The sequence below is a fragment of the Catellatospora sp. IY07-71 genome (genome assembly GCF_018326265.1).
GTDB lineage: Bacteria > Actinomycetota > Actinomycetes > Mycobacteriales > Micromonosporaceae > Catellatospora.
Genome location: NZ_AP023360.1, coordinates 904,919 through 918,441 on the forward strand (window position 1 = coordinate 904,919; position 13,523 = coordinate 918,441).

General features: G+C 72.4%; 10 protein-coding genes. 5 read left to right on the top strand and 5 right to left on the bottom strand.

What is annotated here, in order from left to right:
• Window positions 1-73 precede the first annotated feature (73 nt).
• Complete coding sequence (locus CS0771_RS04175; RefSeq protein WP_212839847.1) at window positions 74-445, bottom strand: NADH-quinone oxidoreductase subunit A; 372 nt, start codon at window positions 443-445, stop codon at window positions 74-76.
• Between the two features lie 75 nt (window positions 446-520).
• On the opposite strand from CS0771_RS04175, the gene CS0771_RS39355 reads away from it, so the two are divergent.
• The 3 genes from CS0771_RS39355 (at window position 521) to CS0771_RS04190 (ending at window position 5,404) form a co-directional block, all read left to right on the top strand.
• Window positions 521-2,290, top strand: coding sequence for a SigE family RNA polymerase sigma factor (locus tag CS0771_RS39355; protein ID WP_305834380.1), 1,770 nt, complete (start codon window positions 521-523; stop codon window positions 2,288-2,290).
• A gap of 257 nt (window positions 2,291-2,547) precedes the next feature.
• A complete protein-coding gene (locus CS0771_RS04185; protein WP_256442869.1) occupies window positions 2,548-4,380 on the top strand; it encodes a 2-oxoacid:acceptor oxidoreductase subunit alpha in 1,833 nt (610 codons plus the stop codon).
• The gene (locus CS0771_RS04190) at window positions 4,373-5,404 is read left to right on the top strand and encodes a 2-oxoacid:ferredoxin oxidoreductase subunit beta (protein WP_212839849.1); all 1,032 of its coding nucleotides are present in this window, start codon (window positions 4,373-4,375) and stop codon (window positions 5,402-5,404) included. The genes CS0771_RS04185 and CS0771_RS04190 overlap by 8 nt, the downstream gene beginning before the upstream one ends.
• Before the next feature lie 66 nt (window positions 5,405-5,470).
• On the opposite strand, the gene CS0771_RS04195 is transcribed toward CS0771_RS04190, so the two are convergent.
• The gene (locus CS0771_RS04195) at window positions 5,471-6,736 is read right to left on the bottom strand and encodes a hypothetical protein (protein ID WP_212839850.1); all 1,266 of its coding nucleotides are present in this window, start codon (window positions 6,734-6,736) and stop codon (window positions 5,471-5,473) included.
• A gap of 161 nt (window positions 6,737-6,897) precedes the next feature.
• Between CS0771_RS04195 and CS0771_RS04200 the strand changes: the two genes are divergently transcribed.
• Window positions 6,898-8,538 carry a glycoside hydrolase family 10 protein gene (locus CS0771_RS04200; RefSeq protein ID WP_244870592.1) on the top strand — a complete coding sequence of 547 codons (1,641 nt, stop codon included), beginning with the start codon at window positions 6,898-6,900 and terminating at the stop codon, window positions 8,536-8,538.
• Between the two features lie 97 nt (window positions 8,539-8,635).
• On the opposite strand, the gene CS0771_RS04205 is transcribed toward CS0771_RS04200, so the two are convergent.
• Window positions 8,636-9,409 carry a hypothetical protein gene (locus CS0771_RS04205; RefSeq protein ID WP_212839852.1) on the bottom strand — a complete coding sequence of 258 codons (774 nt, stop codon included), beginning with the start codon at window positions 9,407-9,409 and terminating at the stop codon, window positions 8,636-8,638.
• Window positions 9,406-9,909 (bottom strand): SigE family RNA polymerase sigma factor, encoded by a 504-nt coding sequence (locus CS0771_RS04210; protein WP_212839853.1) that lies wholly within the window; start codon window positions 9,907-9,909, stop codon window positions 9,406-9,408. The genes CS0771_RS04205 and CS0771_RS04210 overlap by 4 nt, the downstream gene beginning before the upstream one ends.
• 194 nt (window positions 9,910-10,103) lie before the next feature.
• Here CS0771_RS04210 and CS0771_RS04215 point away from each other — a divergent pair, with 194 nt between their 5' ends.
• Window positions 10,104-10,634 (top strand): phospholipase, encoded by a 531-nt coding sequence (locus CS0771_RS04215; RefSeq protein ID WP_212839854.1) that lies wholly within the window; start codon window positions 10,104-10,106, stop codon window positions 10,632-10,634.
• Window positions 10,635-10,738: 104 nt separating this feature from the next.
• Here CS0771_RS04215 and CS0771_RS04220 read toward each other — a convergent pair whose 3' ends face one another.
• The gene (locus CS0771_RS04220) at window positions 10,739-13,429 is read right to left on the bottom strand and encodes an adenylate/guanylate cyclase domain-containing protein (RefSeq protein WP_212839855.1); all 2,691 of its coding nucleotides are present in this window, start codon (window positions 13,427-13,429) and stop codon (window positions 10,739-10,741) included.
• Between the last annotated feature and the right edge of the window lie 94 nt (window positions 13,430-13,523).

The following is a 13,523-nucleotide window of genomic DNA, read 5'->3' on the forward strand; positions in this document are numbered from 1 at the left end:
CGAGCTGTCCGGCCGGTGACACGCGGGCTGTCCGGCTCATTACTCACCGGTAAGCACCGGCCCCGAGCGGGGGTCAGAGCCACCGGAGCGCGTTCTTGCGCCAGGCGTAGAGCAGGCCCAACGCCAGCACGGCGACGAAAATCGCCATCTCGACGACGACGGCGAGGCCCGACCGGACGTACACGACGGCCCACGGGAACAGGAACACGGCCTCGACCGCGAACAGCACGTACAGGTAGGCGTAGATGTAATAACGAATCTGCATCTGTGCCCAGCCGCCCTCGACCGGGTCGAGGCCGCACTCGTACGTGTCGTGCTTGCCCGCGGCCGGGTTGGGCCGGGACGGGCGCAGCAGCCGGTTGGCCCCGAACGCGCCGCCGATGATCAGAACGCCCACCAGCAGCAGCAGCGCCACCGTCGCGTACGCGTCGAGGTAACCGTCCACGATGGCAGCCTAACCGCCGGCGATAACGGTTGGGATTCATGCAACCGCCCGGCGGGGCATCGTGTGTGACCCTGCATGACGATGCCCGCCCCGCAACCCGCCCTGCCGCTGCGGGCGCCCCGGCCCGCCGGCCGCCGGGCGCTCGCCGCCGCCGACTTCGACTCGTTCTACCGGGCGAACTACGCCGGCACCGTGGCCGTCGCGTTCGGGCTCACCGGTGACCGGGGCGAGGCGCAGGACCTCGCGCAGGAGGCGTACTGCCGGGCCTGGCAGCGCTGGGCGGAGATCTCCGCGTACGACAACCCGGGCGCGTGGGTGTACCGGGTGACGGTCAACCTGGCCCGCTCCCGCTGGCGCAACCTGCGCACGGCTGCCGCGCACCTGATCCGGATGCGCCCGGTGGACGTGGCCCCGGCCGACGCGGAGCACGTGGCGCTGGTGGCCGCGCTGCGGGCGCTGCCGATGGACCAGCGGCAGGCGATCGTGCTGCACCACCTGGTCGACCTGCCGGTGAACGAGGTGGCCCGCGAGATGGGCGTGCCCGCGGGCACCGTGAAGTCCTGGCTGCACCGCGGGCGCACCGAGCTGGCCGCGCTGCTGGGCGAGCACTCCCGAGGCGGCGAGCCGGTGCCGCCGGACAGCGTGCGGCAGCGCGGCGACCGGCGCCGCCGGGTCCGCAACGGCACGCTGGCCGCCGCGGCAGCGGCCGTGTGCGCCCTGGTAGCCGTGTTCGCGATCCGGGTCGTCGGCCCGGTGTGGCCCGGCCCGACGCCGCCCGCGCAGACGCCGAGCCCCAGCCCGAGCGCCGCTCCCTCGGGCACCCCGCTGCCGAGCGCGCCGCCGCCCAGCCCCGCGCCGGTGACCACGGTGAACGCGGGCGACCCGATCCTGAAGACGGACTGGCGGCGCGCGACGATCACCGTGCCCGCCGCCCCGGACTGCCCCTCCGGGCAGCTGACGTTCCGCACCCGCCCGGCGCGGGTGCCCGACGGCGTCCAGCCCGTGGCCGCCCCGGCCGGTTATCCGCGCATCACCATCGACGTCGGCGACGTCGTCTACGGGGACCTGACCGGCGACGGCGCGGCCGAGGCCGTGCTCGGGGCGGCGTGCTGGGACAGCGAGGAGGACAGCGGGGACGGCAAGTCGCACCTGCTGGTGGTCACCCGGGAGGCGGGCGGGCGGCTGCGCGCCCTGGGCTGGGCCGGCGACCGCGGCGCCAGCTACCCGGGCACGTGGATCGCCGACCAGGTCCTCTACGTCGAGAACCACCCGTGGCACGGCAGGATCACCGACTACCGGATCGGGATGGTGTACGGCTTCCGGTGGACCGGGAAGGCGTTCGCGCCGGTGGACGTGTCGGCCGCGTACCCGCCGGTGCTGCCGACCGTGGAGGGCCGCCGCCTGGACCTGACCCCCGTCGCCGGGGACCTGCGGTGCAACGACCTGCCGCCGCCCGTCGGCGAGGTGCGCCCGGTGTTCGACGCGGACGGCATCGCCGACGGTGGGGACCGCGAGTGGACGCTGATGCCGGGGGCGCCGTCGAACGGCCCGTACCTGGTGCGGCTCGATCCGGCCCGGCCGCCCTACCTGCTGCTGCGGGTGGCGTGCGCGGTCGACGACACCCCGGGAGCCACGGCCGACGTGCAACCCAGCGAGAACCTGGTGCTGTTCGGCCTGGCACCGGACGGCTGGCGGGCGCTGGCCCGGGTGCCCACCCCGCCGGAGGACTACCTCGTCAGCTACTGGCGGGTGGTCGCGGGCGGCCTGAGCGTGGACCACGGACGGCTGAATGAGCTGAACCGGACGACCACGTTCCGGTGGAACGGGACCTCATTCACGAGTTAGCGCCGGTGTGCCACTTTGTGGGACGGGTCAGTGATGTACGCGACCCGTCCCCCTGGGTGCTGTCGTGTTTATCACGTTCAGCACGGTTTCGCTGGGGGGGCCGTGTCACCCCGATTCCCTACCTCCGACGTAGGCTGACCTTAATCGAGAAGTGACAGCACACCACCCCAAGCAGGAGGTCGCGTCCAGTGGCCGAACATCGTGAGGGCACCGGCCCCGCCGGTCAGCTCAGCGAGCCCGGGCATCCCGCAAAGGAGATCCACCAGCTCGACCGGGTGGTGATCCGCTTCGCGGGTGACTCGGGCGACGGCATGCAGCTCACCGGCGACAGGTTCACGTCGGAGACCGCCCAGCTCGGCAACGACATCTCCACGTTGCCGAACTTCCCGGCGGAGATCCGCGCGCCTGCCGGCACGCTGCCCGGCGTCTCCAGCTTCCAGGTGGCCTTCGCCGACTACGACATCCTCACGCCCGGCGACGCGCCGAACGTGCTGGTCGCGATGAACCCGGCGGCGCTCAAGGCGAACCTCGCCGACCTGCCCAAGGGCGGCACGATCATCGTCAACACCGACGAGTTCACCAAGCGCAACCTGCAGAAGGTCGGCTACGACGGCAACCCGCTCGAGGACGGCTCGCTCGCCGGCTGGGACGTGCACAAGGTCGGGCTGACCAGCATGACCGTGGGTGCGCTGGCCGACCACGCGGTCAGCAAGAAGGACGCCGAGCGCGCCAAGAACATGTTCGCCCTCGGCCTGCTGAGCTGGCTCTACTCGCGGCCGCACGCGTCGACCATGGCGTTCCTGGAGCGCAAGTTCGCCGCCCGGCCCGAGCTGGTCGCCGCCAACAAGGCCGCCTTCGAGGCGGGCTGGAGCTTCGGCGAGACCACCGAGAGCTTCGCGGTGCGCTACGAGGTGCCCCCGGCGCAGATGGCGCCCGGCAACTACCGCAACATCACCGGCAACACGGCGCTCGCGCTGGGCCTGGTGGCCGCGGGCGTGCGGGCCCAGCTACCGGTCGTGCTCGGGGCATACCCGATCACCCCGGCCTCGGACATCCTGCACGAGCTGAGCAAGCACAAGAAGTTCGGCGTGACCACGGTGCAGGCCGAGGACGAGATCGCCGCGGTCGGCGTCGCGCTGGGCGCGTCGTACGGCGGCGCGCTGGGCGTGACCAGCACCAGCGGTCCCGGCGTGGCGCTCAAGAGCGAGACCATCTCGCTGGCGGTGGCGCTGGAGCTGCCGCTGGTGGTCGTGGACGTGCAGCGGGCCGGGCCGTCCACCGGTCTGCCCACCAAGACCGAGCAGGCCGACCTGAGCATGGCGCTGCACGGCCGGCACGGCGAGGCGCCGGTCGCGGTGGTGGCCGCGCAGTCGCCGGTCGACTGCTTCCACGCCGCGATCGAGGCCTGCCGCATCGCGCTGACCTACCGCACCCCGGTCATCCTGCTGTCCGACGGTTACGTCGCCAACGGCTCCGAGCCGTGGCTGCTGCCGGAGATCAGCGACCTGCCGGACCTGCGGGTCGAGTTCGCGTCCGGCCCCAACGGCGAGGACGGCAAGTTCTACCCGTACCTGCGCGATCCGCAGACGCTGGCCCGCCCGTGGGCCGTGCCGGGCACGCCGGGCCTGGAGCACCGCATCGGCGGCCTGGAGAAGGCCGACAAGACCGGTGACATCTCCTACGACCCGGCCAACCACGACTTCATGGTGCGCACCCGGGCCGCCCGCATCGAGGCGATCGACGTGCCGGACGTGGTGGTCGAGGACCCGTCGGGCGAGGCGAAGGTGCTGGTGCTGGGCTGGGGCTCGACCTACGGCCCGATCGGCGCCGCGGCGCGTGCGCTGCGCCAGCGCGGGGTGCACGTCGCGCAGGCCCACCTGCGGCACCTCAACCCGCTGCCGAAGAACCTGGGCGAGGTGCTGGCGGCGTACGACAAGGTGGTCCTGCCCGAGATGAACCTGGGCCAGCTCGCGCAGGTGCTCCGGGCGCGCTACCTGGTCGACATCGTGAGCTACAACCAGGTCCGTGGTCTTCCCTTCACCTCCACCCAGCTGGAGACCATGCTCGAGGAAGTGATCAAGAATGTCTAACGCGGTGCCGGTCCAGCTGTCGGCGAAGGACTTCAAGTCCGACCAGGAGGTGCGCTGGTGCCCCGGGTGCGGGGACTACGCGATCCTGGCCGCGATGCAGACCTTCCTGCCCGAGCTGGGCATCCCTCGCGAGCGCACGGTCTTCGTCTCCGGCATCGGCTGCTCCTCGCGCTTCCCGTACTACCTGAACACGTACGGCATGCACTCGATCCACGGCCGCGCCCCGGCGATCGCCACCGGCCTGTCGGTGTCGCGCCCGGACCTGACCGTGTGGGTGGTGACCGGTGACGGCGACGCGCTGTCCATCGGCGGCAACCACCTGATCCACGCGCTGCGCCGGAACGTCAACCTGAAGATCCTGCTGTTCAACAACAAGATCTACGGCCTGACCAAGGGGCAGTACTCGCCCACCAGCGAGCTTGGCAAGATCACGAAGTCGACGCCGGGCGGCTCGTCCGACGCGCCGTTCAACCCGATCTCGCTGGCGCTGGGCGCCGAGGCCTCGTTCGTGGCCCGCACCATCGACTCCGACCGCAAGCACCTGCAGTCGGTGCTGCGCCAGGCCGCCGAGCACCAGGGCTCCGCCTTCGTGGAGATCTACCAGAACTGCAACATCTTCAACGACGGCGCGTTCGAGGTGCTCAAGGACCCGGAGACCCGCGACGCGCACCTGATCCGGCTGGAGCACGGGCAGCCGATCACGCTCGGCAACGACGGCTCGCACGTGGTGACCCACCCGGCGGGCAGCTTCGGGCTGGCCGTGCGGGAGAAGGCCGACGTCGACCCGGCCGAGGTGCTGGTGCACGACGCCCACGCCGAGGACCCGGCGTACGCGTTCGCGCTGTCCCGGCTGGCCGGGCCGGACCTGCGGCACACCCCGGTGGGCGTGTTCCGCTCGGTGCGCCGCCCGTCGTACGACGAGCTGGTGCGCAACCAGCTCGACGCGGCCAAGGCCAAGGCCGGCGAGCCCGAGGCCGACCTCGCCGCCCTGCTCAACTCCGGCGACACCTGGACGATCCTCTGACCGCCCGGCACGTTCGCTGAGAAAGGCCCCGCTCTCCTGAGCGGGGCCTTTCCGTACCGCAGCCTGTCAGTCCTCGGGCTCGAGGCGGGTCTCGAGCTGGGCCCGATCGCCGGCGAACTTGTCCTTCACCTCGTCGGCCTTCTTCTGGTAGTAGATGATCGCGCCCTGGCTGCCGCCGTCGCTCCACACGCAGATCGCGACCGGCATCTTCTCGATCGTCGCCGACGCGCACCTGGCCAGGCCGCCGAGCGGGCCCGGCGGGACCTCCGCCCACTCGCCGCTGACGCCGAGCTCGCCGCCCAGGCCTTCGGTGAACGCCTTCATGGCGCTCTCGGGGCTCGGGTTCAGCACCGCCGCCGCGAAGACCATGGCCAGGTTCTTCTCCTCCAGCGTGCCGTAGTACGCCGCCGCGGCGCCGGTCATGTTCGGCAGGTCCTTCGACATCTCCGTGCGCATCTGGTCGGCCAGCTTCACCAGCTCGGGCGTGGTGTTCTTCTCCCGCCCGCCGAGCTGCGCGGGCTCCTTCACCGAGATGCTCGCGGCCTCGTCGACCTTCTCCTTGACCCCGCTCAGCACGAAGTACGCCCCCGCGGCGCCACCGCCGCCGCACACCACCAGCAGCACGACCAGCGTGATCCACAGGCCCTTGCGGGACTTGCGCGGCGAGGGCTCCGGCTCGTAGCGGCGCTTGTTGCGGGGTTTGTGGTCGGGGAACGGGTCGTCGTAGTCACCGTCCGCGCCGTCCAGGAAGCCGCCCGGCTCGGAACGGCCGCCGGGCTGCCCGTAGGCGGGAGCACCGCCCGAGCGGCCGCCAGGCTGCGCGTAGCCGCCCTGGCGGCCCGGCTCGGGCTGGCCGTAGCCTCCGGGCTGGCCGTAGCCAGGCTGTCCCTGACCCGTTGTCCCGGGACGGCCGTAGCCGCCCTGCTCGCCGTAGCCGGGCTGCCCGTACCCGCCCGGCTGGCCGTAGCCGCCCTGGGCGCCCTGGCCGGGCGGTGCACCATACCCCCCGGGCTGTGGATATCCCCCGGCCTGGGGATTGCCACCGGGCTGGGGATAACCACCGGAGACGGGGTGGTCCTGCTGTGGATAGCCGCCGGGCTGCGCGGGGGCGCCGTATCCGGACTGCCCACCGGCCTGTGGATAACCGCTCTGCTGTGGATAGCCACCCTGTTGTGGATAACCGACGTTCTGCTGGGGATATCCGTATTGCTGGGGATATGTCCCACCCGTCGGCGGCTCCTGCTGCCCGTGCCGGCCGGACTCGGTGTCGCGGCCCCAGGCGTCCTGCGGGTAGCCGTCCGGCTCGTCGCGCCGGTAGTCGGGGTAGGACATGGCTGCTGCTCCCCACGTGTCCACGAGGCGGCCCGCGCCGCCCGCCAGATCGTAGCGGCAGGTGAGCGATCCTCGGGAACCTTAAGGATCGAGGGGCTTGCGTTCTTGAGCACGAGGTGAAAGTTTTCTTCGTACTGCACATGACTATCGGAGGAATTCTCATGCGCGGAAGACTGATCGCGGCGGCGTTCGCGACGGCGCTGCTCGGCACCCTGCTCGCCCCCGGTGGCGCGCAGGCCGAGCCGCTCGTCGTGACGCCGGCCCCCACCGCGACCGCGGACTGCACGCTCAACCCCGCACTGCCCAAGCGGCAGTTCCGGGCCATGTGGATCGCCAGCGTGGTCAACATCGACTGGCCGAGCGCCGCGGGCAAGGCCGAGGAGGCGCTCAAGTCCGAGTATCGGGCCTGGCTCGACCTCGCGCAGCGCCTGAACCACAACGCGGTCGTCGTGCAGGTCCGCCCGACCGCCGACGCGTTCTGGCCCTCGCCGTACGAGCCCTGGTCGGAATGGCTGACCGGCAAGCGCGACGGCGTCAGCCCCGGCTGGGACCCGCTGGCCTTCCTGGTCGCGGAGTCGCACGCCCGCAACCTCGAGTTCCACGCCTGGTTCAACCCGTACCGGATCTCGATGCCGACCAGCGCGAGCGGGCTCGGCGCGGGCACGGACGTGAACAACCTGGCCCCCGACCACCCCGCCCGCCAGCACCCGGAGTGGGCGCTGGCCTACCCCGTCAACGCCGCGGGCAGCCGGCTCTACTACAACCCCGGCATTCCCGAGGTCCGGCAGCACGTCCAGAACGCGATGATGCACGCGGTCGAGAACTACGACATCGACGGCGTCCACTTCGACGACTACTTCTACCCGTACCCGGCCGCCGGTCAGGACTTCCCCGACCAGGCCACGTTCGAGCAGTACGGCGCCGGCTTCGCCAGCAAGGCCGACTGGCGGCGCAACAACATCGACCTGCTGGTGCACGAGATGAGCCAGCGGATCAAGGCCGCCAAGCCGTGGGTCAAGTTCGGCGTGAGCCCGTTCGGCATCTGGCGCAACAAGGCGGCCGACCCGCTCGGCTCCGAGACCAACGGCACCCAGTCCTACGACGCCAACTTCGCCGACACCCGCAAGTGGGTCAAGGAGGGCTGGCTGGACTACATCGTGCCGCAGGTGTACTGGAACATCGGGCTGGCCGTGGCCGACTACGCCAAGCTCGTGCCGTGGTGGTCGGACGTGGTCACGGGCACGAACACGCAGCTCTACATCGGCCAGGCCGACTACAAGATCGCGACCGCGGGGCAGCCCGCGGCGTGGTTCGACCCGGCCGAGATGAGCAGGCACCTGACGTTCAACCGCGACTACAACGTGGCCGGCAACGTGCACTTCAGCGCGGTGCAGGTGCGGGCGAACCGGATCGGGGCCACCGACCTGTATGCGGCGGAGCACTACTCGAAGCCGTCGCTCGTGCCGGCCATGCCGCACCTGCCCAGCAAGCCGCTGCTGTTCCCGGTCGTGACCAAGGCCGAGCGCGGTGACGCCGGGGTGGCGCTGCAGTGGCAGCCGCTGGCCGACGGCGCCGAGCCGTTCGGCGAGGCGGCGTCGTACGCGGTCTACCGGTTCGACGGGCTGAAGCTGCTGCCCTCGGGCTGCGACCTGGCCGACGCGACGAACCTGGTCGGCACCACCCGGAGCACGTCCTTCACGGACACCTCGGCGGTGGCCGGGCAGCGGTACACGTACTTCGTGACCTCGCTGGACCGGCTGTACAACGAGTCGTTCCCCAGCCCGGCCCGCTTCGTGCCGTGACCTGGGGACGCTGATCCCGGGAGTGCCGTGATCCGGCGCTCCGGTTAAGAAGGGCACCTTCTTGTACGCAGAGCGTTAAGAAGGTGCCCTTCCTTCGTCAGGGGCGGAGGGCGGGGTCGAGGCCGATCGACAGGAGATCGTCCTTCTCGTAGACCGGGAAGTAGCCGTTGAGGAACAGCTCGTACGGCTCCTCCAGGTCGAGCAGGACGCCGGTGCCGTCGGGGCGCTCGACGAGCAGCCGACGGCCGTCGGTCAGCAGCCATTCCCCGCTCGGCCCGGAGACCTGCGACGGGCCGTGGGCGATCGCGAGCTCGGCCCGGGTGGACCACTGCGGGGACCAGAAGGGGCGGAAGGCGCCTGACTGCTCCGGCACCGTCACCCGCGGATCCAGCGCGGCCGTCCGGCCGATCGAGATGCGGACGTTGGACACGGTGCCGGTGCGCCAGAGCTGGCCGGTCCAGTGCAGGGCACCGTCCCCCGCCCAGCCGGGATGCTGACATTCCCGGGACACGCGTGCGGCGTCGTAGGGCACGAACTCCACCGCGGTGACCCGGCCCTGCGCGTCCACGGTGCAGCGCGCCATCTTTCGCTGTAGTGAGTCCAGGTTGGTCACCTGCGGGGCAACGCGGGTCAGCACGGCTTTCACGGCGGCCAGCAAGCGATCGGGATCGTCGGCCGGGGAGGGCGGCCCCTGGCGGAGCACCAGCAGGCCGGTCGTGGCCAGGGCGCACAGGGCCACGACGCCCGCGAGCGAGCCGAGCCGCCGGGAGCGGGCCGAGCGGCGGCCGCGGCGCACCAGGTCGTCGACGTCGACGGTGGTGCGGGGTGGCTCGCCCAGGTAGTCGTCGAGCTGGACGCGCAGGTCGTTCATCGTGCCTCCTCGCCGGTGCCGGCCTTGGCCGCCAGGCCGCGCAGGGTGTCCAGGGCGCGGGCGGACTGGCTCTTCACGGTTCCCTCGGAGATGCCGAGCAGGGCCGCGGTCTCCTCGACGGACAGGTCGCAGTAGAAGCGCAGCACCACCACCGCCCGCTGGCGCGGGCCCAGCTCCCGCAGCAGCCGCCCGACGCCCCGCTCGCCGTCCGGCTCGGCGATCGGCGCGGGTGTGTCCGGCAGTTGCGCCTCGGGCCACTCCCGCCGCCACGGGCGGCGCCGCTCGTCCAGCCAGGCGTTGGTGAGCATGGCCCGCACGTACGCGTCGACGTTGCCCGCGCGGCGCACCCGCCGCCAGGACCGGAACAGCTTGAGCAGCACGGTCGACACCAGGTCGTCGGCGCCGTGCCAGTCGTGGCACAGCAGGTACGCGATCCGGCGCAGCTGGTCCAGCCGCGCCGTCACGAACTCCCGGTACTCCGCCTCGTCGTCGCGTGTCACCGCAGGTCCTCCCCGTTCTTCCGGACAGGGGACGTAACACCGTCGCGGCCGGGTTGCACCATCCGGCAGGTGGTTGAAATCAACACTTCCGAAACATCGCGGCAACGACTACATTCAGGCCCACCGATGCATACCCCCGCATCGGAGCACCGGCTCGTTGTACCCCCGACGACCCCGTTAGCCGAGGTGAAGCCATGTCCCGCCTGCGCATGCTCCTCGTCCCCGCCGTCGCCGCGATCGCCGTGATGGCCGTCGCGTCACCGGCCGCCGCCGTGACCACGGCGGAGAAGCTGTCCGTCCTGTCCAGCTGGACCCAGACCAGCGCGACCAGCTACAACGCATGGAACAGCGCCCGGCAGAACCAGGGCGCGTGGTCGGCGTACGCCTTCAACTGGAGCACCGACTACTGCTCGTCGAGCCCGGACAACCCGATCGGGTTCGACTTCAAGCTGTCCTGCTACCGGCACGACTTCGGCTACCGCAACTACAAGGAGATGGGCCAGTTCTCCACGAACAAGGCCCGCCTCGACAGCGCGTTCTACGAGGACCTCAAGCGCAAGTGCGCCACGTACAACGTGGTCGTGCGGCCCGCCTGCTACAGCCTGGCCTGGACCTACTACCAGGCCGTGAAGAACTTCGGCAGCGTCGCCGTGAGCGAGGCCGACATCGCGCGTGCCCAGCGCATGAAGGAGAGCGCGCTGCGCGCCGCCGCCGCCGAGGGCTGACGACCCGCTCCCACCGTGAAAGACCGCGCGGGCTTCCCGATCCGTCTCCGGGAAGGCCGCGCGGTCTCGTATCGACCTCAGGAGCCGCCGGGCAGCACCGCGGCTCAGGAGCCGCTCGGCAGCTCGGCGAAGCGGCTGGAGTCCACCGCCATGTCCGGGTGCTCGACCGCGAGCGCCAGCGACGCCGTCTCGCCCAGCGACAGCGCCGCGCCCTGGGCGTACGCCTCGTCGAACACCGCGTCGCCCAGCGCCGCCCGGGCCGCCTCCTGCTGCGCGGCCCAGTAACCGGCGAAGATGCCGGGGCCGCAGTGCAGCCGGACCGTCGCCGACTCCGCCGCGCCGAACAGCATCGCCGCCGTCGTCAGGTCGCCGCCCTGCACGCAGCGCGCCGCCATCGCCTTCACGGCGACGCAGGCGCGGCCCTGGAAGCCGTACGCCATGCGCGAGCGCAGCGCCACGGTCAGGTGCTCGTGCGCGGCCACCAGGTCGCCCCGGCGCAGCGCCACCATACCCAGCAGCAGGTCCAGCGTGCGGCGGCCGCGCTCGGCCGGGCGCAGCTGCTCCAGCTGGCGCGACGCGGCCAGCAGCGCCGCCGCCTCGTCCAGCGCGCCGCGCAGCCACAGCAGCTCCGCCAGGTTGCACACGGCGAACAGCGCGTCCGGCGCCACCTCGTAGCGGGTGGCCCAGGCGATCACCTCCCGGCAGGCCGTCTCGGCCTCGTCCGGCCTGCCCGCGTGCCGCAGCGCGCCCGACCGCCCGGCCAGCACCCGCGCCAGCAGGCCCGGATCGCCGGCCCGCCGCGCCGACGCCTCGGCCCGGCGGCTGAAGCGCAGCTCCTCGGCGAACTCGCCGTCCACGGCGGCGTGCCCGGAGTGCGCGTGGTACGCCCGCGCCAGCTCCGCGTCGGCCACCTGCTCGCCGGTCTCGGACAGCCGCGCGTACAGCCGGAACAGCCACAGCCGGCCCTCCCGGGCCAGGCCCCGCTCGCGCCACCACTGGTCCAGCCCGGCCGAGATGTGCAGGCCGGAGCGGGCGCTACCGCCGGTGCCGCACCAGCGCAGCGCGGTCCGCAGCTCGGCGGCGAGCGGGTCGATCGAGTACAGCGACAGCGTCACCGGCTGCCCGTCCGGGCCCCGGCCGACGCTCTGCAGCGCGCGCTGCGCCCAGGCCACGTGCCGGTCCCGGGCCGCCGCCTCCTCGCCGTGCTCGGCCAGCCGCCGCGCGGCGTAGCCGCGGATCGGGTCGAGCATGCGGTACGTCGTGCCCTGCGCGCCCGGCTCGGCCTGCACCAGCGATTTGTCCACCAGCACGGTGAGCGCGTCCAGCGGGTCGCCATCCATCAGCCACTGCACGCTGGACAGCCGCACCGGCCCGGCGAACACCGACATCCAGCGCAGCAGCCGCGCCGCCTCCGGCGAGAGCGTGCGATACGACCAGGTGACGGTGGCCTGCATGGTGGCGTGCCGGGCGTGCGCGCCGGACGGCGAGGCGCCCGCGTCCAGCGCCCGCAGCGGATCGCTCTCCTCCGCGGTCAGCTCGGCGTGCAGCCGCGCCGCCAGCTCGCTGCCGGACAGCACCCGCAGCCGCGCCGCGGCCAGCTCGATGGCCAGCGGCAGGCCGTCCAGGCGGGCCGCGACCCGGGCCAGGTCGGCCAGCTCGGCGGGCTCGACCGCGCGACCGCCGCGGGCCGCGGCGGTGCGCTCGGCGAGCAGCGTCACCGCGTCGCTCAGGCCGCCGTCCGCGGGGGCCAGGGACAGCGACGGGATACGCCAGACCAGCTCACCCGGGATGCCGAGCGGCTCCCGGCTGGTGGCGAGCACGGTGACCTCCCGCGCCCCGGCCAGCAGCTGCGCCATCAGCGTCGCCACCACGCCGAGCTGCGCCTCGCAGGTGTCCAGCAGCAGCATCAGGCGGCGGGTGGAGGCGTGCTCCACCAGGGTCTCCGAGACCGGGCGGCCCGGCTCGGGGCGCAGCCCCAGCACCGTCGCGATGGTGAAGGCCAGCAGCCCCGGGTCGGTCACCGTGGCCAGATCCACCGACCAGATGCCGTCCGGATAGGACTCGATGAGGTCGTGCGCGACCGCCACGGCCAGCCGGCTCTTGCCCGCGCCACCCGCGCCCACCACGGTCACCAGCCGGTGTGCCGACAGCAGTTCGGCCAGCTCGGCGCGTTCGGCGGTGCGGCCGATGAAGGAGGTCAGCGGGCAGGGCAGGTTGTGCGGCGCGGTGCGCTCGGTGCGCGGCCGGGGGAAGTGCTGCTCCAGCTCGGGGGCGACCAGCTGGAAGAGACGCTCCCGGCCGTCGAAGCCGCGCAGCCGGTGCAGCCCCAGGTCGAGCAGCCAGGCCTGGTCGGGCAGGCTCGTGGCGGCCTCGGCGGTGGAGGCGGACAGCAGGATCTGGCCGCCGTGCGCGGCCGCCGCGACCCGGGCCGCGCGGTGCACCTCGGGGCTGGCGTACTCGCGGCCGTGCGGCTCGGCGAAGCCGGTGTGCAGTCCCATCCGGACCTTCGGCTGCGCCTGAGGGTTCGCCCAGGCGTGCGCGTCCAGCGCCCGCTGCGCGCCCGCACATGCCTCGACGGCGGTCGCCGCGTCGGCGAAGGCGAAGAAGTAGGAGTCGCCCTCGGTGAACAGCTCCACGCCGCCGGCGGACGCGAGGACGGCGCGCAGCACCCGCCGATGCTCGTGGAGCACCGGCCGATAGCCGTCGCCGAGCATCTGGGCCAGTCGGGTCGAGCCCTCGATGTCGGTGAACAAGAACGTCACCTGCCCACGCGGCAGGTGTGAACGCTGCGGCACGCGCGGATAACCTCCGCCCCCCTGGAAGTCGCGGTTCATGCTGCCGTACCCCCACCTGCGCGGGACATCGTGAGAACGGGTTGATCGAGCCGCC